Raw genomic sequence first — 23,505 nt, 5'->3', positions numbered from 1 at the left:
TTTTACAAGTAGCGGGTAAAAAATGATAAAAATGCTGAATGCCAATACGGCGGAAATTGATGATGTTGACGCGGCGGTAGCGGAAATCCTTGCGCAGCTTGATTTATCGGGCAAATTGCTTAAAAATTCCGTGGGTATCATAGCCTGTTACCATGAATTTATCGAAACCGGGGTGGTGGAGGCGGTCTGCAAAAAGCTGCCCTTCGACGTAGTGGGTTGTACCACCGTGGGCAATGCGGTCCTGGACAAGTGCGGCCTGGAGCTTTTGAGCCTTTCGGTGCTGACCAGCGACGATGTAAGCTTTTCCGCCGCCATATCCGGGGAACTGGACCCGGGGGATATACGGCCTGCCATTACGGGGGTCTACAACCAGGCTTTAGCTTCCCTGGGCGGGGAACCGGCGCTGATACTTTCTTACGCGCCCATGATGAGTTCCGTGGGAGCCGCCCCGATTTTGGAAGAAATAAACAAACTGGGCCGGGGTATACCCGTATTCGGCACGATTTCTTGCGATTCAACCTCGGATCTCCATGAAAGCCAGGTTATCCATAATGGCGCAGCCTCTAAAAACACCCTGGCCCTGGTCCTGGTAAAGGGGAATATCCGGCCCGCCTTCCATGTAAACTCCATCTCGGATGACAAGATCCAGAAATTAACCGCCGTTATTACCGAATCCGAAGGCTGTCTGTTGAGAAAGGTGAATGATATGCCCTTCCTGGATTACCTTGAAACCATAGGGATTCCCAAGGAACGGGTCATTGAATCTCCCACTTCGTTTCCCATTATGGTAAACTACAATGACGGTACCAAGCCGGCCGGTCGGGGTATCTACGGCTTAAGCCCGGAAGGTTACGCCCTTTTGGGCGGGGAAGCGCCGCTGGGCGCCACGGTGGCCCTGGGAACCATAGACTATAAGGGGGTTCTGGAAACTGCCGAAACCGCCGTGAAAAGAGCCCTGGAGGACGGAACTATCAGTGGTCTCCTTTTGTACCCCTGCCTGACCAGGAACTTCATGCTTGGCCCCAACAGCGATGATGAAATGAAAAAGGTAATGGGGGTTTTAGGCGGAAAATACCCCTATCAAATATGTTATTCCGGCGGGGAAATTTGCCCATCATCCACAGAGGATGGCAAGCTTTTAAACCGCGTACATAATTTTACCTTTGCTATTTGCACTTTTTAGAGGAACATAATGGATAGCTCTGCAATTAAAAACAGTCCTGAATCCCGCACGGTAGAATCTCTGGCCCTTAGTGTGGGTCAAACCCTAACACCGGAGATCCTTGAGTACATTCGGAACCTTACGGGGGACAATACCCGGCTTTCCCGGCAGGCCCGCAGGCTCCAGGAAACACTGGACCGCAATAAACGCCTTGCCCTGGCATCCACTAACTTAGAATCCCTGCGGACCCTGGAGCAGGTGAAGCAGGAAAAGTATATGCACCTGCTCCTGGAAAACAGTCCGGATATGATCATTATTCTGAATGCGGAAAGCCGCTTTGTGTACTGTACCAACGCCTTTTTACGGGAAGCGGGGATAGAAAATTTTGGGCATATCAACGGCCGTCCTTACCGGGATGTGTTTGATAGGTTTGCTAACCCCGAGTGGGGGACCATGCTCTTTGAAATATTCCGTACCGCCATGGAGGAGCGGAAATCTCTGACCCTCCAGGAAAGGGTGGATATCAAGGCGGATGGCTTACCCCGGCGCTATGTTATCCATTTTACTCCCATGGTTTCCGGGGAGGACACCGTGGAGGGGGCCATGCTGATGCTCCACGATGTGGAAGAACTTGCCCAGGCCAAGGAAGCGGCGGAACGGGCCAGTTCCGCCAAGTCGGATTTCCTGGCCAATATGTCCCACGAGATCCGCACCCCCATGAATGCCATCATAGGGATGACCAATATCGCCAAATCTTCCAAGGAGCTGGAAAAAAAGGATTACTGTTTAGGGAAGATCGAAAATGCCTCTACCCATCTCCTGGGGGTTATCAACGATATTCTGGATATGTCCAAGATCGAAGCGAACAAGTTTGATCTTTCCTATACCGAATTTGACTTTGAAAAAATGCTTATCCGGGTAACCAATGTGGTGGAATTCAAGATTGAGGAGAAGTCGCAGAATTTCTTTATCCACAGCGATGAGGATGTTCCGGAATTTATCGTCTCCGACGAGCAGCGGCTCTTCCAGGTTATCGCCAACCTCCTCTCCAACGCCATAAAATTCACCCCCGAAAAGGGGAATATCACCGTAGACATCCACAAAATAGACGAGAAAGACGGGATCTGTACCATTCAGATCGAGGTGAGTGATACCGGGATTGGGGTTACGGAGGAACAGAAGGCCCAGCTTTTCAATTCCTTTGTGCAGGCGGACAGCAGCATCTCCCGAAAGTTCGGGGGTACCGGATTGGGGCTGGCTATTTCAAAACGTATCGTGGAAATGATGGACGGCAGGATCTGGGTGGAATCGGAATACGGCAAGGGCGCCACCTTTAAGTTTTATATCCAGGCTGAACGGGGGAAGGAATCCAAAAAGAGCGCGGTAAAGAAGGGTCTCCTGGAAATCGACAAGATCAATGTATTGGTGGTGGACGATTCCGAGGATCTTCGGGAGTATTTCCTGTCCATGGCCCGAAAGATCGGTTTCCATTGCGATGTCGTTGAGGACGGCCAGGCCGCGACCAAACTTATCGAAGAGGGCCGGCGTTATGATATGTTCTTTGTGGACTGGCGTATGCCCGGTGTCAGCGGTATCGAATTAACCAGGACCATCAGAAAAACTGTGGGAAACAAGGCAATAGTAATTATGATTTCTGCGGTAGAGTGGGCTAGAATCGAAGAGGAGGCAAAGGCATCGGGGGTAAACGGCTTTATCCCCAAGCCTCTTTTCCCATCCCTCCTGGTGGACTGTTTTAACCAGTACCTCAGCCCGGATACCGGCGGCGCCGCGGAAGAAACGGAGCAGTCCGAGGACCTGCACCTGGAAGGAAAGCGTATCCTCCTGGCTGAGGATGTGGAAATTAACCGGGAAATCGTAATAGCAATACTGGAACCCTACGGCCTCACGATAAACTGCGCCGAAAACGGTGTTGAGGTGGTCAAGGAATTCGAAGCCCACCCCTACAACTACGATATTATCTTTATGGATGTCCACATGCCCGAAATGGACGGCTACGAAGCGACCCGCCGAATACGCGCCCTGGACATACCCCGTGCCAGGGAAATACCCATCATTGCCATGACCGCCAATGTCTTTGCGGAGGATGTGGAAAAATGCATGGCCGCCGGGATGAACGACCATGTGGGCAAGCCCCTGGATATGGAACAGGTGATGACCGCCCTGAAAAAATACACCGGCCCGGAATATGCTCCCAAAGAACTTCCCTCCGCATAATTACTAAGTCCGGTTAATTCTTCCCTTAAGCAGCAGACTCCGCCACTTCCACCGTATTGGTCCCTGTTTAGCCCGGTCCCGGAGCATGGCTGCTAGGGCTTGAAAGTCCTTTGCCCCAAGCGCTTTATGGATAAAGCTCCCCCAGCTTGAACGTTCCGGGTCAAACCAGAGGGATATGTCCTTTTCGGTAAGAAGCCGCTCTTCAGCCTGGTCCAATACGGTCAGGGTAGTTTTGAAACCAGCCGCAGTAAAACTGTGTTCCATGGTTTCCCCATCCCAGATCCAGCGGCCGGCCCCTTCGGTCTCGGCGAAGAAAGCTTCTTCGGCCTTAACGAGGGCGTGGATCGGGGCTTCCTGAATACGGCCGGTTTCAGCTATAGAGGCTTCTCCGGCAATGATCCGGGATATACGCTCCCCAAGCTTCGGTGGGGACTGGAGCAGTACCAGATCCCCGCCATCCGCCAGCAGGCTGCGGGCGGCTTCTGCAAAGGCGGTAAATGCCGCCTGGGGAGTAATGGCGCCAAATCCCCGCCGCCAGGGCTCCCGGGCAAGGATATGGTCAAAGCTATGGCAGTCAAACCAGGCGTCCGCGTCTTCCGGAGTAGGCAGGAGCGGGCTCCCGCTCTTTTGTACGGCAATTATGGGCTGTTCAGGCTCATCGATCCCCGAGGCATAGCGAAGCAGGGCTTCCCGGGCAGTATCGCTGTCCACCAGGGCAGCGGACAGTCCCTCGGGGACGCGGCGGAGGCATTCCCAAAGGAGGAGTCCGTCATTGGCGGCGGGGATGAGAACCCGGTGGTGCCGGGCTATGGAACACTGCTCCAGAATGGTATCCCGGTCCGATAGGAGGAGGGCGCTTCGGCCGGATTCCAGCCGCTTGAACCAGCCTTCCCGGCCTTTTGAAGAAGCGGACCAGGAGAGGAATTCTCCATCGGCGGTATCGCCGTGGGCATCGCCCATGATAACCGCCGCCTGGAGTTCTCGCTTTTGTAACACCTCCTCCCGGATCTTTTCCTCATACCCAATCCGTGAGGGATTGTAGAAGGTTTTGCCCCGGAGCGCCGTGGGAAGATATTGCTGGGCAGCCCAATGGTCCCGGTATGCGTGGGGATAAATATAGCCCTCCCCGTGACCAAAGCCCTCCTTGTCCCGGCTTGCGTCCCGGAGATGGCTGGGAACCTCGGCGTCCTCCCTATCTACCTCTGCCAGAGCATCGAAGAAGGCCAGGGTGGTGTTAGACTTAGGAGCCGTAGCCAGATACAGGCAGGCGTGGGCCAGGGGAAAATTACCCTCCGGGAAACCGATGCGGTCAAAGGCCTGGGCGCAGGAGATAACCACGTTTATGGCAGCGGGGTCCGCAAGGCCTACATCTTCACTGGCAAGGATGATCATGCGGCGGAAAATAAACGAAGGATCCTCGCCGGCGCGGACCATCTTGGCCAGCCAGTACAAGGCGGCGTCGGGGTCGCTGCCGCGGACACTTTTTATAAAGGCGCTGATGGTGTCGAAATGGTAGTCCCCATCCCGGTCGTAGAGGACCGCCCGGCGCTGTATGCTTTCCTCGGCGGCCTCAAACCCAACATGGATTTCGGTACCCTCCATAGGGGGCCAGGGTACGGAGGTTTCAATCGCCAGTTCCAGGGCATTGAGGAGACTCCGGGCATCCCCACCGGCTACCTCTACCAGATGCTCCAGGGCGCCCTCCTCAAAGCTCACCCGCCACTTGCCGTAACCCCGTTCCCTGTCCGCCAGGGTCCGGTCCGCGGCTTCCCGGAGATTTACCGTAGTCAGGGGCTTTAACTGGAAGATGCGGCTCCGGCTGACCAGGGCCCGGTTCACCTCGAAGAAGGGGTTTTCCGTGGTGGCCCCCACCAGGATCACCGTACCGTTTTCCACCCAGGGGAGCAGGGCATCCTGCTGGGCCTTGTTCCAGCGGTGCACTTCGTCCACAAAGAGGATGGTCCGTTTGCCGTAGAGCCGCCGCCGTTCATCGGAACGATCTATGGCTTCCCGTATATCCTTTATCCCCGCAAGCACAGCGTTGAGGCTCTCAAAGGTACTTCTGGTAGTATTGGCGATTACCCGGGCCAGGCTGGTTTTTCCCGTACCCGGGGGCCCGTAGAAAATTACCGAGGAAAGGCGATCCGCCTGGATTGCCCGACGGAGCAGTCTGCCGGGACCGACGATATGATCCTGACCAACCACATCATCCAGGGTCCGGGGACGCATACGATCCGCCAAGGGGCCTTGATCCCGTCCCTCGGAAGTTCCCGCCCCCTGGACGGTAAAGAGATCATCCACCGCCTATTCTTCGTGGTTCCATTGCCAGCCTCCCCCGTTAGACCGATACCGGTAGGAATAGAGACCTTCCTTCGGGGTGGAAGCAAACATGATAGGATTTGGCTCTGCTTCGGAGATATGTTCCAAGGCATACATTGATGTGACCGGATATTTCTTGAGGGTCGAAACATAGTTCCCGTTTTTATCAATACTGGTAGGATCTCCAATTCCTGGTTCTTTGGGGTATTCCCCATCTACAACTCCGGAGTATATATTAAATGCCACTTCCTTATATCCATGGTTGGAGTAGCTTTTCCTTCCATCTATGCCTATAAGGAGCAGCATAGTGTCCGCAACAGGTTCAGATGAACTCCCCGTATAGGTATACGCCGGGGTCAAGGCTAGGGCGCCGGTAAAGGTTCCCCCCAATGATGTTGTGGGAACCGTAAAGCCGTCCTTCGTGCCGTACAAAATATAACCGTTTCTGCTGGCGGCTATGATATAATCGGCGCCGGTGGGCTGTAAAAATCCGGCAATCCTTGTGGGAATAGCATCCATGGGAACTGACACTGCGGCTGTAACATCAGGTGTGGCGATGGACGGATCTAATTGATCTTTCTTTACCATATGGATTCCGCTTCCCAGGGTTCCTAAATAGTAGACATCATCTATTTTTCCGGCTCCGCTGAGGATTCCATTTGTTTTCTCTAAAAAGTATAATTCGGTGCCTTTTTTATATAAAATCGCGTAGTCATTTCCCCCGCCGTTGCTTATGGATGCCCCCATAAACAACTGATCCTCGGTGCCGAATAAACTTTGCACAGTGTAGCCTTCGGCCTCGGTTGCCGCTGTAAGCCGCGTCCATTCGCTGCCGTCTTTTTCTTTTTGCCATACCTGAAAATTGCGCCCGGTACCAATAATAGACAGGGCATAGAGAAAACCTGAATCGGCGGCCAAATCCTGGACCTTTCCGCCGGGGCCGGAAGTGGATCTTTTCCAACGTCCGTTTCCGGTCAAATCATATTCAAAGATTCTACCGTTGGTAACATAGAGTTTCCCCCCCGCTTCGATTATTTTGGAAGGCCCCCCTACAATGAAAGGCTTAGTGGGCGGTACTTCATGGGATATATCATCAAAAATGGAATCCTGGGCGCAGCCCGCCGCTATAATCAGGAGAGGAAGTAAAACAGCGGGTGCAAAAAGTTTAATTTTATCATACAATGCAAACATTTTTCTCATCCTGTATTAGAAATGATATCGTGCTGATAAGGTAAGTTCTACGAAATTGCCATATACAGACCTATCCGCCCATTGAGGAACCCACCACCAGGCGGTGTTCAGCCCAAATGACCAGTCGGAATTAAAGCGCCAGAATAAGGATGCCGAGGGTTTTGCAAAAAACCCAAAATAACCTTCTTCCAAATATTTTTGCGGGGCAATGCCAACCATTAGGGCGAAGGGCGCTTCAAAGTGCCCCAGGATAAACTGATAGCCTATCCGCAGGCCCATGGGGACAATAAACATTACATTTTCCCCCTTTGTTGAAGCAAACATACCTCCCAATTCTCCCCCAAAAAACAAATGGCTGTTAAAAAAGTAGTTGTAAGAAAGGGCAAGAGTACCGCCTATGTTTACATTGTTGGACAGGATACCCGATTCTCCGACAAAAAATAGAGGAAACAGGGCGCCCAGGGAAATACCGAAAATCTTATCGCCCCGGGAATATACCTCAGGGATAGTGTCCGGCCAATCCGAATCTATGGGGAGCTGAACTCCTCCGCCTTCATCCTCATCGCCATCATCCCCTTCATCTTCCGAATCCTGAGCCGCCAAAGGAAACAGCAAAACCACAAGGAGTATCAAAAAGAAAAAAGTTTTAAACCGAGCTGCGGTCATGGATAAACCTCTCAATCAAGATATGCATAGAACATATTATACTAAAACCATCAGCATTAATACAACATCAGGGCCTGGGAAGAGCCAGATATTGGAGCAATACCGGGTATTTGGTGAGCAATTCACCATACTTTTCCAGTTCATCGAAACGAAACAGGGAATTGACGCTCCGCTCCGCCTGACCCGCCATTTCGGTTTTAAGGAACTCCTTCTGCTTATCAAGGTACTCCTCGTAAATCGACCGGGCCGTATTGTAGAGGGCAAGATCGGGCAGCTTGATGTTCTGAACGGTACAGGAAAAATTCTCTATATCCGGAAAAGCCTGGAGTATTTCCGTTTCTAACCGGGCAGCGGCGGCGGTTTTTACGGGGCCTTGGGTAAACTTTAGATCCAATGCATAGGCTTCAAGCCGCTCCAGGACAAAGAAATCAAGTTTTTCCGCCAGTTCATTTTCATAGTTCTCCAAACTCTCCTGGCCGTCAAGCCCTTTTTCGCGTACCAGGGATGGTAGAGAAGCGGCCCTTAGGGTAAAGGAAATAAGCGCCCCTAACTCGTAGGAAAAATCCGCGTTAATCCCCGCCGCAGCCGCATAGGTTTCCGCCGATGGCAGGTTCCCATCGGCGGAAATAGTCCTGGAAACCGGGTTCAGGGTAAAAACCAGGGTAACCGTATTGGTGGGAATAAGTTTATACCAGATCCAGCGGAATTCTCCCTCCCGTATCAAAATGGTATCAACGCCATGGGTTTTTGATCGTATCACTCCGTAGGAACCTGGTGGAACCGGCAGCTGCGCCCAGCCGAAAAAAAAGGCCGCTCCGGCAAGAATAAGTATTATCAATAACCCAACTACTTTCTTCATAGAACCTTCCTGATATATTATATTATAGTATTAATATGATAATATGTAACCCGGATTTCTAGCAATCCGTCAGAGGAGATCCCAGGGATGCCTGCTTCCCGGCCGTTAAAAAAACCTTTCATCGCGATCCTGGTAAAACGGGCGGTTCTTTTTTTCTTTTTGCTCAGCCTATTGGTGGTATACCTCTACGGTATCGGAACTGCCCAGGAATTTATGGACCGGACCCAGCTATTGCTCCTCCGCCTATCGGTTATCCTTGGGCTTTCCTTGGCGGTAAGCTCGATTTATGGGATTATTCTGAATGTATGGATTATCGTTCACGACAGAAAGTACCGCCTCCTGGGAGGCGCCGGATTATATATAGCCCTGGGAATATTCGGCGCCGTCATAGCCACCCTGGCGGCGTTTATCATAGTGGCGGCGGGAGGAAACAGAACATGACAGCGGACAAGCGGCTTTTCGCCCTTAGGGGGGCAACCCAGTGTAAAAACGATCCCCAGGATATGGTGGAACAGGTGGCCGCCCTTTATGACGAACTCCTGGTTCGCAATAAACTGGAAGAACCGGATCTGGTTTCGGTGATATTCTCGGTAACGGCGGATCTGGACGTACTAAACCCCGCCACCGCCCTGCGTAAATCCGGCCGGGCAGGGGAGACCGCCCTCTTCTCCCTCCAGGAATCCGCCGCCGTGGGGAGTCTTCCAAAAACCATCCGGGTCCTGATCCACTGCTACATGGCCGAAGGCGCCGTACCCCGCTATGTGTACCGCAACGGAGCGGAGGTCCTGCGCCCAGACATAAGCTAACTAGGTCCGTATACTTAAGGCTTTATCCATATCCTTCGCGATTTTTTCATCCACATAACCCTTTCCTGCCATATCATAGAGAATCTCCATGGTGGTTTTGTGATCCCGCTCGGGATGATAGGGCCGCGCTTCGCTTACCGCCTGGTATATATCGATACAGGCCATGAGCCGGGAATTGAAATCAAGCTCATCCGCCCCTTTCCCAAAGGGGTACCCGGAACCGTCCAGTTTTTCATGATGGTTGGAGGCCCAGCTCCGGATCTGTTCAAACCCGTCTATATCCCCAAGGAGTTCATAGGTTTTGAGTACATGCCCTTTGATGATATTGAATTCATGGTCGTCCAGTTTATCCGGTTTTTCCAGGATCTGCGTGGGAATAGTCAGCTTGCCGATATCGTGGAGACTGGCGGCAAGGTACAGCTCCGACAGCATGGTATGGTCATAGCCGTAGTATTGCCCCATGCTCCAGGCTTTGTCGGCTATCCCCGCGGAATGGCGGCGTGTAAAAGCGGATTTATAGTCGATAATATGGCTGACGAAGCCCGCAAGGTTCAGAATTACCTGGCTGTCCATGTCCATGGTCCAGGGGGGGATCAGCCTGTCCGCAGTGTCCAGGATCCGGTCATCCCCCAGGGAAAGAAGCATGGCTTCGTCCAGCGCCGCCAGCATAGCCTCTGCGGCAAGGGGGGTATGGATTACTCCGGTATTAGCGGCAATGTCCTGCCGGAGTTGGGGCAGTTGATCCAGGCTTACCCTTTGCAGGTGATGGGAAACATCGATAAAATCGGCAATCGCAATCAGCTCAGCCCCAAGGGGATATTCCCCCGCCCTTTTTCCGTAGGGCCCGTCGCCATTAGCCCGCTCGTGGTGATAGAGAATAAAGCCGTCGATGTTGGTTTTGAACTGCAGGGTATCCGCATTCCGCTGGCCGAACTCACAGTGGAGCTTCATGCTGGATTCCCGGCCTTCGCGTTCGGCTAAAATATATTCCGTAAGGGCGTTATCGTGGAGCAGCGCGCAGCTGGTCAGGGAGCCCAGGTCGTCTTCGTTTAGCCCCAAATGCCGTCCCATGGCGGAACAAAGGGCGGCAATGCGCTTTCCGTGGTGGGTACTTGCCCCCAGCAGTTCCCCTTCGACAATGTCCAGGGCAACTGCAATGGCCCCAACCAAGGCATCCATTCTGATAGTCATTATTATACTGTAGTACATCTCCTGGGGGAATTGCCTTACGGCTTCGGGCTCCTGCCCTCCGCCTCCAGGCCGGCCTTTTCGCCCGCGTCCATCCCTGGACGCTTTCCAGCGAAAAGGCTTCAATTCCCCACAGGGCTTTCCAGCCCTGTTCATTTTACCACGGAATTTTTGCGGCGCAAAAATTCCAAAACAAAAGCCGACTTAAGGGTCGGCTTTTGTTCCATCTCCTGGGGGAATTGAACCCCCGTTGTCGGGATGAAAACCCGATGTCCTAACCACTAGACGAAGGAGACACGACACCCACAAGGGGTAGCAGAAATATATAAAATTTCCCCAGTATTGTCAATATATTGCCTTGACTCTAAGGTATAAACACTTCAATACTTTGGTTTATGAAAACAAAACAATTGCAACGAACCATCCAACTGGCCCTTCTCTGCTTTTTGACTCTGTTTTCTGCGGCCTGTACAAGCACCGGATCGGCGGTTTCCGGCGGCTCAAGTCGGGAAGCCCGTGATTATATACCCCTGTACAGTCAGAGGACTGTTTTTCTCTATCCCGGTGCGCCGGATACCAGTCCCAAAATGGATATTGCCCTTTCATTATTTGATATCACCGCATCGGGGAAACGATTCATTCTTGATATTTTGTACGAGGGCCAAAATGCTGACGAATACGCCAATAAACGGCTCTACGGCTACGACAAAATGTACGGGGAAATGCGGCTTGTGGCGGAACGAATTCCTGATATGCCCAGGGAGGCGCTAAACTGGTTTTACAACGAAGCTTTTAAATTCAGCGCCGGTACTTCAAAGGTAACGGTAATCAGCCGGGAGTGGGAATATTATACCGGCGGCGCCCATGGTATGCGGAATAGGGACTATTATGTCTTTAGTCTGGATGAAAAGCGGCAGCTTACTCTCAATGATATCCTCCGGGAAGATACAAAATCAGACTTGAATGATCTGGTGGAAGCTGCGCTCCGTAAACTAATGGAAATACCGGACTGGATTCCCCTGTCCGAACAGGGATTCTTTGAAAATTCGGTGGATAAGCTGGAAGATTTCTTCTTAAATTCCCAAGGCCTGGGGTTCCAATGGGATCCCTATGAAATTGCCCCCTATGTGATGGGCCTCATAGAAATAGTCATTCCCTTTGATCAACTGGAAGGTCTGTTTACCGAACGCGGCCTTTCCCTGACAAAAGATTTTCGGTGATTCCTTGGGTACTGGCCGAAGCCGAAGGCTTCCTAGTGGTCTACAAACCCCCCCTGATGCACTCGGCGCCCCTTAAAGGCGGGGGAGGGGATACTCTCCTGGACTGGTGCGCAAGCCTCTACCCGGAGCTCCGTAGTCCCCGCAGCAGGCTTGAGTGGGAGGGGGGCCTCCTTCACCGGCTTGATTACGGAACCCGGGGACTGGTCTTGATTGCCCGGACCCAGGAAGCTTTGGAAGCCCTGGAAGAACAACAGGAGCAGGGGACCCTCGTCAAGGAATACGGCGCCCTTACAAGCCCCATAGTCCAGTCTCCTTTGCCGGGATTTCCCCCCGCAGGGTTTCCGGAAATTGCTACAAGAACGGTTCCTTTTGCCATTGAAAGCGGCTTCCGTTCCTATGGCCCCGGGAGAAGGGCGGTACGACCCGTCCTTCCAAATACTTCTTCCAAAAAAAAACATCCGGAGTTTATCCTGGATAGGGGAAGCCTCTATAAAACCGAGATTCTGGAATTGAATCCTACCGAAAAAGTCATCTGTCTCAGGGTGCGCATTGCCCGGGGATTCCGCCACCAGATACGCTGCCACCTGGCATGGTTGGGATATCCCATCCTCAATGACACACTTTACGGGGGGCTGCCGGAGCCGGATAGCACGGATCGTCCCTTGGCATTACAGGCCCAGGGCCTGTCATTCCGGGACCCCCTTTCCGGTGAGGACAGGAACTATCAGCTCCCGCCTATTATTGAGGATGTTTAGGGGTCTCACGGCGCGGTTGAAAAAAAAGATCCCATGGGCTACCATGGCTGTATGAATTTTGAGAAGCTTCTTTCCTGGAACGGTTCTCGAACCGATAGCTCCGGAACTTCGTTGCCAGCGCCGACTGTTTATTTCATCGGTATCAAGGGTACCGGTATGTGCGCCTTGGCGGAACTACTCCACAATTCAGGGTTCAATATATCCGGATCCGATAGGGATGAGGTCTTTTATACCGATGGGATCCTCAAGGAACTGGGCGTTCCCTACTATGAATCCTTTGCCCCCGAACATATTCCCCAAGACGCCGTTCTGGTGATCCGTTCGGCGGCCTATTCCAGGGACAGCAACAGTGAAATTGCGGAGGCGGAAAAGCGCGGTATCCCGGTGCTGAAATATACCGAGGCCCTTGGCGCCTATTCTGCCCTTTTCGACTCATCCGGTATTGCCGGCGTCCACGGGAAGACCACTACCACCGCCATAGCGGGAACCCTCATACGGGCGGCGGGGCTTCCTGCGCGTATCCTCGCGGGAAGCGCCGTTAATGGATTCGGCGGACGCTCAACCCTCAGCCTTGGAAACAAATATTTTGTAGCCGAAACCTGTGAATACCGCCGGCATTTTCTGTCCTTTCATCCCCGGCGCATTGTCCTGACCAGCGTGGAAAGCGATCATCAGGATTATTATCCTACCTACGAATCGATCCGGAATGCTTTTATTGAATATGCCAAGCTGCTTCCCATCAACGGTGAATTGATTTACTGCGCCGATGATCCCGGTGCAACCGAGGTTGCCAATTCGGTCAACAAGGGGATCGTCAAGCTTATTCCCTATGGTGTACATGCCAAGGGCGATTTTAAAATAGTATCACTGCAAACAGGGGAGGAACGGACTACCCTGCGGATAGCGGGATTTCCCGGAGAATTAAAGCTGCGTCTTCCCGGACGGCACATCGCCCTGGACGCCGTTGCAGCCCTGGCCCTGACGGACTCCCTGGTAAAAGCGGAATACGGCGGATGGACCGGCGAGAAACGCGAAGCGGTACGGCAGGCCCTGGAAGATTTCCGGGGCAGCCGGAGGCGGCAGGAGATCCTCGGGGAAGCGGGGGGCATACTTTTTATGGATGACTACGGACACCATCCCACCGCTATCCGAACCACCCTGGAGGGGCTGCGGGAATTTTACCCCAAACGCCGGATTGTTCTGAGCTTTATGTCCCACACCTATACCAGAACAGCAGCCCTGTTGGATCAGTTTGCCGCTTCCTTTAAAACCGCTAACCAGGTGGTACTCCACAAAATCTACGGTTCCGCCAGGGAAGTAGTTAGCAGCGAAGTTACCGGCCGGACCCTCTTTGAAAAAACCAAGGAGCTTCAGGACGGAGTGTACTATATTGAAGAGCCCGTGGGGGCGGCGGATCTTTTAAAGGGAATACTTAAGCCCGGGGATCTCTTCCTTACCATGGGCGCCGGTGATAACTGGAAGCTCGGCAGGGTTCTTTTTGATTATTACCAGGATACTGCGCAATGAAAAGCATGACCGGCTATGCCAGCCAGGAAATTCAGGATGAAAATATCTCCCTTTCGGTGGAAATAAAGGGCTATAACAGCCGTTTCCTGGATCTTTTCGTCAACCTTCCTCCCTTCCTGTCTTCGTTGGAAAGAGAAATCCGGGACTATGTTGCCGGCAGGCTTAATCGGGGAAAGGTAGAGGTGAATATCCGTGTTAAGGAACGTAATTCCGATATTTTCATTTCGGTAAATCATAGGGCAGCTAAAACCTATTATGACAGCATCCTTGATTTAGCCGGAGAGCTCGGCCTGCCGGAAAAACCGGGTTTGGCATTGCTCCTGGGAATGGAAGGGGTACTGGAGATAGAAAAGAACCGTGACGACCAGAAGTACCGTAGTCTTATTACCCCCCTGCTTCAGAAAGCTGTGGACCAGTTCGAGGTGGAACGGGTTCGGGAGGGAAAGCATACCCAGGAAGATATACTGGGTCACATCGCTTACCTGGAAGAAGCGCTTAAGGCCGTATCCGCCCATGTCCCCGTCCTAGAAGCTTCCATTCAGGAAAACCTAAAAACCCGGTTCGCCGAATTACTGGGGGACCGGATCGACGAGAACCGTATCCTGGCTGAAACCGCAGTATTGCTAATGAAATATACCATTTCTGAGGAATTATCCAGGTTATCCTCGCATCTTGCGGAGTTCCGTTCCGAAACAGAACGGAACCCAAGCCCCGGGAAGAAACTCGACTTCCTCTGCCAGGAGATAAACCGGGAGGTCAATACCATTGGATCCAAAACACCGGTTCTTGAAGTAAGCCGGGCAGTGGTGGATATGAAGAACGCCCTGGAAAATATCAGGGAACAGTTAAGGAATATAGAATGAAAGACGATGCACGCATCGAAGGTCCACGGATCGCCATATCGGGAAAAAGCGGGTGTGGCAATACCACGGTCAGCAAGCTGGTTTCGGAGCTGCTGGGGCTTCGGTTTATTAACTTTACCTTCCGCAGTTTAGCTTTGGAGCGGGGAATGAGCCTTGAGGAAGTGCTCACCCAGGCTGCTGCGGACGATTCCTGGGACCGTGAAGTGGACCAGCGGCAGCTCAGTATCGCCCGGGAGACCGGAGGCTGTGTACTTGGTTCCAGGCTGGCCATATGGATGCTGGGCGAGGCGGATCTCAAGGTATACCTTACGGCAGCGCCGGAAACCCGGGCAAAACGTATTGTTAAGCGCGAAGGCGGAACCATTGAGTCCGTGGCGGCCTTTACCGCAGAACGGGATAGGCAGGATCGGGAACGGTACCTGCGGATATACAACATTGATAACGATGACTACAGCTTCGCAGATCTTGTTGTGGACACCGATACCCTTGATCCTAAGGGGATTGCGGACCTCATAGCAGCCAAGGTCAAAGAAAAACTAAGCTGAATGGACCGGACAGAATTCAGAAATATTATCTATACCAATTTTAAAAAAGCGGGGAGGGTGTTCCCCTGGCGGGAGGATACGGATCCCTGGGGTGTTCTGGTTTCGGAGTTCATGCTCCAGCAGACCCAGACCGATAGGGTTATCCCCTACTGGGAACGGTGGATGAAGCTCTGGCCAAAACCGGGGGATCTGGCAAAGGCTTCCCTGGAGGAGGTGCTTCGGGAATGGAGCGGCCTGGGCTACAATCGCCGAGCCCGGTACCTCAAGGAGTGTGCCGCTTGCATCACCACCGAATATCACGGGAAGGTTCCGGATACCCCCGAGGGACTGCTCCCCCTGCCGGGAATCGGCGCCTATACCGCCGGGGCTATTTCCTGCTTTGCCTATAACTACCCCGCGGTTTTCATCGAAACCAACATACGGGCAACGGTGATCCACTTTTACTTTCAAGATCGCCTGAAGGTATCGTCCGACACCAAGGTGTCGGACGCTGAAATTTTCCCCATCCTTGAATCGGTGCTGGATAAAAAAAATCCCCGTAAATGGTACTGGGCCCTGATGGATTACGGGGCGGCGCTGAAAAAAATCACCCCAAACCCTAACCGCCACAGCGCCCATTACACCCGGCAAAGCCCCTTCGAAGGTTCCTTCCGGCAGGCCCGGGGCCGCCTAATTCGTACCCTGGTTTCCGAAGGGCCCGCCTCGGTACAAGAACTCCGCAAGCGCACGGGAATAGAAAAGACGGATCTTTATAAAGCCCTGGAAGCCTTACAAAAGGAGTCCATGGTAGCGGAAGAGGACGGGGTTTACCGGATAGGCGCCATCTAAGTAAGCATAATAATTCTTCTTAAAGGCTTACTGTTTTTTACCGATATTTAAACTAAGGAATCCAACCACTAAAGGAGAAGTACCATGGCAAAATGCCCACATTGCGGGAAAGAACTTGAATTTACCGTAATACCTAAAAAGCCAAAGGCAGTTAAGGCGGTTAAGGCCGCTGCAACTAAGGCAAAGACTGTTAAAAAAGGCGCAGCCACAAAAACAAAAACCGCAGCCAAACCGGCGGCTAAAAAAGTTTCCGAACCCAAGAAGGCCCCCGCTCCCAAGAGGCCCCTTCTCAAGAACCCCGACTTTTCAACCCCCGGTACAGGGACCTGACAAAAAAAGACTGGGTGTGCCACTTGCAACGGAGTTCCCGCGCAAACACCCAGTCTTTAAACTACAGCGGATGAAGGGAGTCGAACCCTCGTCTCCAGCTTGGAAGGCTGGGGTAATAGCCGTTATACGACATCCGCAAGTTTTTTCTACCTAACTATCTTACCCAAAAAACCATATTCGTGTCAAGTTTCGCATCTTTTACTCTGATATATTATCAATTAACCAGCTTAAAATAACTTCAATCCGTTTTCGGATAGCTGAAGGGATGTTTATCCTGTTCGAAATGAAATTGGAAACCTCCGCTGCGGCGGCACTATAAACCAAAACCCCCTCAGCAACCGGTTCAACATAGAACAGGGCCCTGAATTTTCCCTCTTTAATTACCGGAATAACATAGGAGAGGTTCCTGAAATTCGATAACCCATACAGCAATCCATAGGATTCGGTAAAAATATCCGCCTGATAGTAGGAATTGCCGAAATTAACATCCTTCAACAATACATAGACTCTGTCCGACTTGGGCAGGATAGTGGAATCCACAGGGTCCGGTATAGCCCTGGTTCGCCTTGGACTTTCAATACGGGTCGCATCCTCAAAAAGAGGGACATTTTCATCCCGGGTAGCGGAATGGTACAAACGCCCCTTTAAACCGCGTATCTTCCCCATGGCATTGTATATCGCTAAAAGTCCTATCGGTTTATCAAGATAGGGTATTACCGTCAAGGATTCCACCAAACAGGAAGGGCGCAGATCCGTTATCGTTAAATTGAAAATTTTCGTTCCGATTTCCCCGGAGGGTAATAAACCCAGGCTGGCATCCGCATTCCCGGATTCGGTGAGGATGCCGGAAAATACCGTTTCTCTTTTTTCCGTATCAAGGTTTGGAAACAGATCATTAAAGGAACGGAGCTGACCAAAGAGGGAAAAAACATTCAGGAACATCAGGAGCAGAAGTACCTTTATCTTCACCTAATAAGCTCCCTTTCCCCTAACCACAACCCCAACGGTTTTATACAGAATCCAAAGATCAAGCCACACCGACCAGCTCTGCAGATAATAGGTGTCAAAGGCTACCCTTTCCGCATAATTTGTATCCGACCTTCCGGAAACCTGCCAAAGTCCGGTAAGCCCCGGCTTGACGGAAAAAATGCGGTTATAATCTTCACCGTATTTTTCGACTTCCTCATCCACCACCGGGCGTGGCCCCACAAGGCTCATTTCGCCTTTAACGATGTTAATCAGCTGGGGAAATTCATCAAAACTGGTCCGCCGCAAAAATCGGCCAATTCCGGTAACCCGGGGATCGTTTTTCAGCTTGTGGTTTGTTTCCCACTCTTCCTTGATCTGGGGATTCGATTCCAGCATTATTTCAAGCTGTTCCTCGGCGTCAACCACCATGGATCTGAATTTATAAGCCTTAAAATGTTTGTTGTTAAGTCCAAGCCTGGTATGCCCGTACAGTACCGGCCCGGGGGAGGAGAGTTTTATCAGCAGGGCAAAAAACAGCAGCCCAGGCAGTATGAGAATCCCCCCTACAATAACGATGCTCAGATCAATAAATCGCTTAATCCCCAGGTTCCAGAACATTTTCAGTTTCTGGCTGGTAGCGAGCCCGAGGATCCCCTCAAAGTCCCGCACGGACATCCAAATATTGGTTATGCTAAAAAAATCGGGGATTAACACATTATACCGGAACGCCGAAACCGAGTAGTTAAGGAGATGGGCCAGGACTTTACGATCCAGTTTTGGCATAGCTACAATAGCCGTTTTTATATTGTACCGCTTTACCAGTTCCGGCCCGATACCGGTATCATGAATGATAGGAACCTCCTGGTATTCCTCGCCCGTGGAGGGATCGTCATCCAGGATGAGGACCGGCACATACCCAATCCTGCGCCGGAGACAGCGATCCACCACCATGCGGCCTGTGTTCCCCCCGCCGAATATAACCGCCGGAATACCCCCCAGTTTCGACTTCTGCAGGATCGCCCGCATACAGGATCGGCAGATTAAAAGGATGATGGTTGAAAAAACAAAACTGATAATAAAGGCCACAGAAATGGGATCAAATTCCGTATCCTCAATATATCGGGAAATAATAATTCCCCCGTGGGCCATACCGGAACCAATGGTAAAATGCCGCAGCTCCTCCGCCGGCGCCAGGGAAATCCCGGGGTACAGCCGGGCTATCTGGAACACCACAATAAACAACGGCAGATAGGGCCAATAAGTAACAAAGGACTTAAAGTTAATGGCGCTCATGTCGTAGAGGTTAACCAGAAAGAAACCCGCCCCAAAGGAAACCATGACCCCGAAAAGATCGGCCAAAACCATAGCAGTAGTTGTAAGGGCAGAACTAGTCCGCCGGTATCTGGTCCTATACCAAACATCAAAATCTGACAGAGTCATATACTACTAGCATGATAAAAAAAGTTAAGTTTGACAAGATTCTTTTCTGCTCTTCCCGGCTAAATTTGCCTTTTTCGCTAACTTAAAAATCGTTGCTGCACATCCACCCAGGTAAAAGAGCAGGTTGAAGGCAATAATATACTCCATTCCGCCTGAAAAATGGCAAATAATCAGGGCAGGCATGAGAAAACCGGTAACACCTACGTTTTCCGCTAATTTCCGTTCAAAGGAAACCGATCCATGGGCGGTTTTACCTTCAATATTCTTATAGATTTGATAGGCTACCCGAGTAAGCAGATTGGCCGATGATGTCAGGGCGGTAAGCACCAGGATCCACCACCAGCCGGTCCGTAGGTACACATAGATACCGGTGGATAGAAACACCGCCGTGTAGGCAATAAATCCCATCACCGCGTCTGCCCATCCGCCCCAGGGGCCGGCAGTTTTAGTTACCCGGGCAATATTGCCATCCACACAGTCAAGAATTGAAAACATATTAAGGATGATGGCGCCCCAGAGGGGAAGCGCAAAGCCCTCAAGGGAAAAGAGAACACCCCCGGTCAGGCTAAAAATAACCGATATGTAGGATACCCCATTTGCACTTAAACCCAGGGCCAGGGCAAGCCATGTTATCGGGATAGACAGGGGACGCAAAACAAAACGGGTCCAAAGACCATCCTGCTGCCGCTTCTCCGGGGGCAGGGAATCGATAATATCCCGAAAGGTGTACGCCATAGGTTTGTCTCCTCTGCAATTTTTATCTATAAATATACCACCGATTGACAGAATGAACCATAGTTCCCTATTATTTATCTATGACCGTTGTTCATGTGCTTGAACCCTTTGCATCCGGTGTCACCACCGCGGTAATTACCATAACAAAACAACTGCCAAAGATAAAGCACATAGTAATCCACGGTTCACGGATGTGGGTTGATGAAGCTGCCAACGTACGAAACAAATTTCCCCCGGGGGTGGAATTTATTGCATGGCCCTTCGCGGATCGGGAAATAAACCTGATTAAGGATGTCCGTGCCCTCGGATCGTTGATCCGCCTTTTAAAACCCTACCAAAAGCTTCCCGAAACGGTAATCCACCTCCATTCCTCAAAAGCCGGTTTCCTCGGACGCTTGGCGTGCAGGCTTCTCGGTATATCCCGGGTAATCTATACCCCCCACTGCGCCGCTTTTATCCGTACCGATATCGGGTCCCTCAAAAGGCGGCTTTTCCGCTTCCTGGAGAGGGTAGGCGGATGGTTTGGGGGAACCGTGGTGGGATGCGGCAAATCGGAGGCGGAAATATACGCCCCCCTTGGAAGAAAGACCCTCTATGTATGTAACGGGGTTGCCCTTACCCCAATAAGAAAAGCCCCGTTTCCCCGGCTCGTCAGCTTTGTAGGGATTGCGGGTACCCAAAAAGATCCGGCCCTGTTTAATGAAATCGCATCGGTTTTTGATGCCGATTGCGTCCCCTTTTGCTGGGTCGGGGAGGGGCCCCTGGGGGATACGCTGAAATCAAAGAACTGTACCATAACCGGCTGGGTGGACAAACAACAGGTGGATTCCTATTTAGCGGAAACCCTGGTGTACCTTTCCACTTCCGCCTGGGAGGGCCTTCCCTTTGGGGTACTGGAGGCTATGAACGGTTCCTGCGCATTATTGCTGCGGGATGTACCGGGAAACCGTGATCTGGTTAATCCCGGGGAGAACGGGTATATCTTTAAGGATGCGCGTGAAGGGGCGGAGCTTCTTGGCCGTATGCTCCAGGACCAGGCTAAAACTATTGCCATGGGCGCAAAAAGCAGAAACATGGTAGAAACCGATTACTCGGTTGAAAAGATGGGGGAGGGCTACGGTACGATATATACAGCCCTTGCGGTATCGTCATGAGTATACCAGATATACTGTATACCCTTTGTATCTGGCCCATACGGGCTATCATTGAATTCCTCTTTGTACTTTTTAACCGTACCTTTTATGACGCCGGGCTGGCCATTATCGGCTTAAGCGTTGTGGTAAATACCCTGCTGCTGCCTATCTACACGGTTGCCGACCGCTGGCAGCAGGAGGAACGCGGGCTCCAGGATCGGATGAAAAAGAAGCTTGCGGATATCCGGGCTGTTTTTTCCGGTGATGAACGGCAGCTGATCATCAACACCTATTACCGCCAGATGGGATATTCCCCCCTCTATGCCCTGCGATCCAGCGTTGGTTTTTATTGCAGATTCCTTTCTTTTTCGCAGCCTATCAATTTTTGGCCCATACCCCGTCCCTTGTCGGCGAATCATTCCTGCTGCTAAGAAATCTCGGCCTTCCCGATGGGCTTATACCGTTTGGCGGCCGCACTTTTAATATCATGCCCATTATCATGACTGCGGTAAATATTGCTTCAGCTTTCATTTACACCAAGGGATTAGGTAAACGGGAAAAGATACAGCTCTTTGGAATATCCTTTATATTTTTAATTCTGCTCTATAATTCACCTTCGGGACTTGTTCTCTACTGGACCTGCAATAATGTATTCTCCCTGGGGAAAAACATCGCCTGCGCTAAACTGAAAGCCCCCGGTAAGGCGCTTCAACTGGTGATCTCAGTTTTTGCGCTTCTCCTGATAATCGGGTCACTGTCCGGCGCCTTTGATATCGATCGGTACGTTTTTTTATTCACCGGCCTGGGGTTAGCCCTTCTGGCCGCTCCTTTTGTTTGGAAGGGGCTTATCCATATAGTCTCCGCCCACCCATTGCCTGCGGCAGACTGTGTTAAACTGTATTTTTCCGCCCTCGCTCTGCTCTGCCTGATCATGGGCGTCCTTATTCCCGCTCAGGTTATTGCCGCATCGGTTGTAGACTTTAACGCTCCATTCCAATTCATCATCCAAACCTTTTTGCAAAGCCTTGCTTTTTTTATACTGCTGCCCCTGTTGATCTGGTTATTTGCAAGCCAATCGGTGCGGACTATCCTTTCCTTCACATTCAGCATATTAGTCATATTGTCCCTCATTTGTTTATTTGCCCTAAGCGCTTCCTATGGGGCTATGACCAATAGTTTTAAAATTGAGGATACCCAGGCAATTGTAAACGCCTTTCCTTTTTGGGCGAATATTGTCGCGGTGCTTATCGCCTGCAGTATAAGTGGTGTTTTTATTTTCTTCCATTTGCAGAAAATTGTTTCATCGCTTTTCAACGCCACAGCCATAGCGGTACTGGTGTTAACTATTATCAATATTAACAGCATCCTTAGCGAATCGAAACAGCTTTCCGAATTACGGGAAGCCGCCGGTTCCCGGGACATATCCCAGGTGGTATTTCCCCTTACAAGGACAGGAACCAATAACTTTGTTGTCTTTCTTGATCGGGCTACGGGCATAGCCCTGTATACTGCCCTGGAACAGATGCCGGGTTTGGCTGAAAAACTTGACGGTTTTACCTGGTACCCCAATACCATGTCCTTCGGCGAATGTACCATTGTCGGGCTCCCCGCGATGATGGGGGGGTATGATTATTCTCCCGATAACATCAATGCCAGGGATATGGTTAACCTGAAAGACAAGGTGAATGAGGCGCTTACCATGCTGCCGAGAATTTTCGGCGAAGCAGGATACCGGGTATCCATCACGGACCCATCCATGACAAACCTCCAACTTGTCCCGGACCTTACCGTTTTCAGCGGCATGAAAAATGTGAGCGCCCAAAATTTGGATGGCAGATTTGACCGGCGCTTTATGGAAGAATTCCCCCATGAAGCGGAACGGCTTATTGATAGTTTTGATTTTGATATTCTATTCCGGTATGGGCTATTCAGGATTGCCCTGCCTGCCCTGCGGTACGGAATTCACTATAAAGGAAGCTGGTGGAGGGACGGGGCTTCAAACGCCTATGGCCGGGGACTTACCGAATATGCGAGCCTCTATTATCTGTCCGATGTCTGCGCCGCTGATACCGGGGTCGATACTTTGAATATTTTTATGAACGAGACTACCCATATACCAGGGGCTTATACCGCAGAATTAATACCCGTGCCGGGACCAATACGCTACAGCCCGGAGGAGATTACCCTATTTGGTTCCGAAGATAACACATCGTATATGTACACCTTTATGGCTGCCATGAAAGCCCTGGGCCGTTGGATAGATTCACTAAAGGAGATGGGTGTCTATGATAATACCCGGATCGTTATCGTTGCCGATCATGGGGATGGGTATAGTACGGATATTTTTAAATATACCAATATGACATCCTATAACCCCTTGTTAATAGTAAAACAACCGGGCGTTCATGGAACTTTGGCTATATCCGGTGAATTTATGACCAACGCCGATATGAGTACCATTGTGACTGCGGATATGGAAAATCCGGTGAATCCCTATCTGGGAACACCCATAGGATCATCACCAAAGGAGGGACCACTGACGGTTGTAAATGCAGTTTCTTTTCAACCCCGCCGCCACGGACCGATTTTTCTCAACCTAAGCGGAAAGAGAAAGCTCGTAGCCCCTAATATTTTTAGCGCCGATTCATGGGAGCCATGGCAGAAAGTAAAACAATGAAAAAAGTATATATACTGTTATTTGCACTAATACTGCCTTTCCCGCTCCATGCATATA

General features: G+C 51.3%; 22 protein-coding genes and 2 tRNA genes. 14 read left to right on the top strand and 10 right to left on the bottom strand.

Annotation, left to right across the window (positions count from 1 at the left end; all coding sequences use genetic code 11):
* Positions 1-22: 22 nt before the first annotated feature.
* Together TPRIMZ1_RS0104225 and TPRIMZ1_RS0104220 are read left to right on the top strand one after the other, a co-directional pair.
* Positions 23-1,183 (top strand): FIST N-terminal domain-containing protein, encoded by a 1,161-nt coding sequence (locus tag TPRIMZ1_RS0104225; RefSeq protein WP_010255548.1) that lies wholly within the window; start codon positions 23-25, stop codon positions 1,181-1,183.
* 9 nt (positions 1,184-1,192) lie between these two features.
* A complete protein-coding gene (locus tag TPRIMZ1_RS0104220; RefSeq protein WP_010255546.1) occupies positions 1,193-3,397 on the top strand; it encodes a response regulator in 2,205 nt (734 codons plus the stop codon).
* A 3-nt stretch (positions 3,398-3,400) separates the two neighbouring features.
* Here the strand turns inward: TPRIMZ1_RS0104220 and TPRIMZ1_RS0104215 are convergent, their stop codons facing one another.
* The 4 genes from TPRIMZ1_RS0104215 to TPRIMZ1_RS0104200 all read right to left on the bottom strand — a co-directional run bounded on the left by TPRIMZ1_RS0104215 (position 3,401) and on the right by TPRIMZ1_RS0104200 (position 8,432).
* Positions 3,401-5,698, bottom strand: a complete 2,298-nt coding sequence (locus TPRIMZ1_RS0104215; protein WP_010255543.1) for an AAA family ATPase — start codon at positions 5,696-5,698, stop codon at positions 3,401-3,403.
* A 3-nt stretch (positions 5,699-5,701) separates the two neighbouring features.
* The gene (locus TPRIMZ1_RS0104210; protein ID WP_010255541.1) at positions 5,702-6,907 is read right to left on the bottom strand and encodes a hypothetical protein; all 1,206 of its coding nucleotides are present in this window, start codon (positions 6,905-6,907) and stop codon (positions 5,702-5,704) included.
* Between the two features lie 15 nt (positions 6,908-6,922).
* Positions 6,923-7,573 (bottom strand): TP0733 family outer membrane beta-barrel protein, encoded by a 651-nt coding sequence (locus TPRIMZ1_RS0104205; protein ID WP_010255538.1) that lies wholly within the window; start codon positions 7,571-7,573, stop codon positions 6,923-6,925.
* Positions 7,574-7,640: 67 nt separating this feature from the next.
* Entirely contained in the window at positions 7,641-8,432 is a 792-nt protein-coding gene (locus TPRIMZ1_RS0104200; RefSeq protein WP_010255536.1) for a hypothetical protein, read from the bottom strand.
* Positions 8,433-8,519: 87 nt separating this feature from the next.
* On the opposite strand from TPRIMZ1_RS0104200, the gene TPRIMZ1_RS0104195 reads away from it, so the two are divergent.
* Positions 8,520-8,873, top strand: coding sequence for a hypothetical protein (locus TPRIMZ1_RS0104195; RefSeq protein ID WP_010255534.1), 354 nt, complete (start codon positions 8,520-8,522; stop codon positions 8,871-8,873).
* The gene (gene aroH / locus TPRIMZ1_RS0104190) at positions 8,870-9,238 is read left to right on the top strand and encodes a chorismate mutase (RefSeq protein ID WP_010255532.1); all 369 of its coding nucleotides are present in this window, start codon (positions 8,870-8,872) and stop codon (positions 9,236-9,238) included. Before TPRIMZ1_RS0104195 ends, aroH begins: the two co-directional genes overlap by 4 nt.
* Here the strand turns inward: aroH and TPRIMZ1_RS0104185 are convergent, their stop codons facing one another.
* Positions 9,239-10,429: an HD-GYP domain-containing protein gene (locus tag TPRIMZ1_RS0104185; RefSeq protein ID WP_010255530.1), complete on the bottom strand. Its 1,191-nt coding sequence runs from the start codon at positions 10,427-10,429 to the stop codon at positions 9,239-9,241.
* A gap of 221 nt (positions 10,430-10,650) precedes the next feature.
* Positions 10,651-10,722: transfer RNA gene (locus tag TPRIMZ1_RS0104180), tRNA-Glu, on the bottom strand.
* Positions 10,723-10,821: 99 nt separating this feature from the next.
* Between TPRIMZ1_RS0104180 and TPRIMZ1_RS0104175 the strand changes: the two genes are divergently transcribed.
* The 7 genes from TPRIMZ1_RS0104175 (at position 10,822) to TPRIMZ1_RS18440 (ending at position 16,494) form a co-directional block, all read left to right on the top strand.
* A complete protein-coding gene (locus tag TPRIMZ1_RS0104175) occupies positions 10,822-11,646 on the top strand; it encodes an RsiV family protein (RefSeq protein ID WP_038077823.1) in 825 nt (274 codons plus the stop codon).
* The gene (locus tag TPRIMZ1_RS0104170; RefSeq protein WP_010255528.1) at positions 11,643-12,401 is read left to right on the top strand and encodes a pseudouridine synthase family protein; all 759 of its coding nucleotides are present in this window, start codon (positions 11,643-11,645) and stop codon (positions 12,399-12,401) included. Before TPRIMZ1_RS0104175 ends, TPRIMZ1_RS0104170 begins: the two co-directional genes overlap by 4 nt.
* A gap of 156 nt (positions 12,402-12,557) precedes the next feature.
* Positions 12,558-13,928 (top strand): UDP-N-acetylmuramate--L-alanine ligase, encoded by a 1,371-nt coding sequence (gene murC, locus TPRIMZ1_RS0104165; protein ID WP_010255527.1) that lies wholly within the window; start codon positions 12,558-12,560, stop codon positions 13,926-13,928.
* Positions 13,925-14,791, top strand: coding sequence for a YicC/YloC family endoribonuclease (locus TPRIMZ1_RS0104160; protein ID WP_010255526.1), 867 nt, complete (start codon positions 13,925-13,927; stop codon positions 14,789-14,791). Before murC ends, TPRIMZ1_RS0104160 begins: the two co-directional genes overlap by 4 nt.
* Positions 14,788-15,336 carry a (d)CMP kinase gene (cmk, locus tag TPRIMZ1_RS0104155; RefSeq protein WP_010255525.1) on the top strand — a complete coding sequence of 183 codons (549 nt, stop codon included), beginning with the start codon at positions 14,788-14,790 and terminating at the stop codon, positions 15,334-15,336. The genes TPRIMZ1_RS0104160 and cmk overlap by 4 nt, the downstream gene beginning before the upstream one ends.
* On the top strand, positions 15,337-16,164 hold the full coding sequence (locus TPRIMZ1_RS0104150; protein ID WP_010255524.1) for an adenine glycosylase: 828 nt from the start codon (positions 15,337-15,339) through the stop codon (positions 16,162-16,164).
* An 84-nt stretch (positions 16,165-16,248) separates the two neighbouring features.
* On the top strand, positions 16,249-16,494 hold the full coding sequence (locus tag TPRIMZ1_RS18440; protein ID WP_010255522.1) for a hypothetical protein: 246 nt from the start codon (positions 16,249-16,251) through the stop codon (positions 16,492-16,494).
* 65 nt (positions 16,495-16,559) lie between these two features.
* Here TPRIMZ1_RS18440 and TPRIMZ1_RS0104140 read toward each other — a convergent pair.
* The 4 genes from TPRIMZ1_RS0104140 to TPRIMZ1_RS0104125 all read right to left on the bottom strand — a co-directional run bounded on the left by TPRIMZ1_RS0104140 (position 16,560) and on the right by TPRIMZ1_RS0104125 (position 19,638).
* Positions 16,560-16,631, bottom strand: a tRNA-Gly gene (locus TPRIMZ1_RS0104140).
* A gap of 61 nt (positions 16,632-16,692) precedes the next feature.
* Positions 16,693-17,463: a DUF6675 family protein gene (locus TPRIMZ1_RS0104135; protein ID WP_010255520.1), complete on the bottom strand. Its 771-nt coding sequence runs from the start codon at positions 17,461-17,463 to the stop codon at positions 16,693-16,695.
* Complete coding sequence (gene wbaP, locus TPRIMZ1_RS0104130) at positions 17,464-18,903, bottom strand: undecaprenyl-phosphate galactose phosphotransferase WbaP (RefSeq protein WP_026043512.1); 1,440 nt, start codon at positions 18,901-18,903, stop codon at positions 17,464-17,466. It abuts the gene before it with no gap.
* Positions 18,904-18,927: 24 nt separating this feature from the next.
* Positions 18,928-19,638: a CDP-alcohol phosphatidyltransferase family protein gene (locus TPRIMZ1_RS0104125; protein ID WP_010255515.1), complete on the bottom strand. Its 711-nt coding sequence runs from the start codon at positions 19,636-19,638 to the stop codon at positions 18,928-18,930.
* Positions 19,639-19,718: 80 nt separating this feature from the next.
* On the opposite strand from TPRIMZ1_RS0104125, the gene TPRIMZ1_RS0104120 reads away from it, so the two are divergent.
* Genes TPRIMZ1_RS0104120 through TPRIMZ1_RS0104110 form a run of 3 tightly spaced genes read left to right on the top strand, consistent with a single transcriptional unit; the run spans position 19,719 to position 23,448 of the window.
* Complete coding sequence (locus TPRIMZ1_RS0104120) at positions 19,719-20,792, top strand: glycosyltransferase (RefSeq protein ID WP_010255513.1); 1,074 nt, start codon at positions 19,719-19,721, stop codon at positions 20,790-20,792.
* Positions 20,789-21,202, top strand: coding sequence for a hypothetical protein (locus TPRIMZ1_RS20405; protein ID WP_026043511.1), 414 nt, complete (start codon positions 20,789-20,791; stop codon positions 21,200-21,202). The genes TPRIMZ1_RS0104120 and TPRIMZ1_RS20405 overlap by 4 nt, the downstream gene beginning before the upstream one ends.
* A complete protein-coding gene (locus TPRIMZ1_RS0104110) occupies positions 21,157-23,448 on the top strand; it encodes a hypothetical protein (RefSeq protein WP_232616736.1) in 2,292 nt (763 codons plus the stop codon). The genes TPRIMZ1_RS20405 and TPRIMZ1_RS0104110 overlap by 46 nt, the downstream gene beginning before the upstream one ends.
* The last annotated feature ends 57 nt before the right edge of the window (positions 23,449-23,505 follow it).

Origin of the sequence: Treponema primitia ZAS-1, from assembly GCF_000297095.1 — a bacterium.
Classification (GTDB): domain Bacteria; phylum Spirochaetota; class Spirochaetia; order Treponematales; family Breznakiellaceae; genus Termitinema; species Termitinema primitia_A.
The sequence above is the reverse complement of the archived record's forward strand: the minus strand, read 5'-3'. Positions and strand labels throughout refer to the sequence as shown.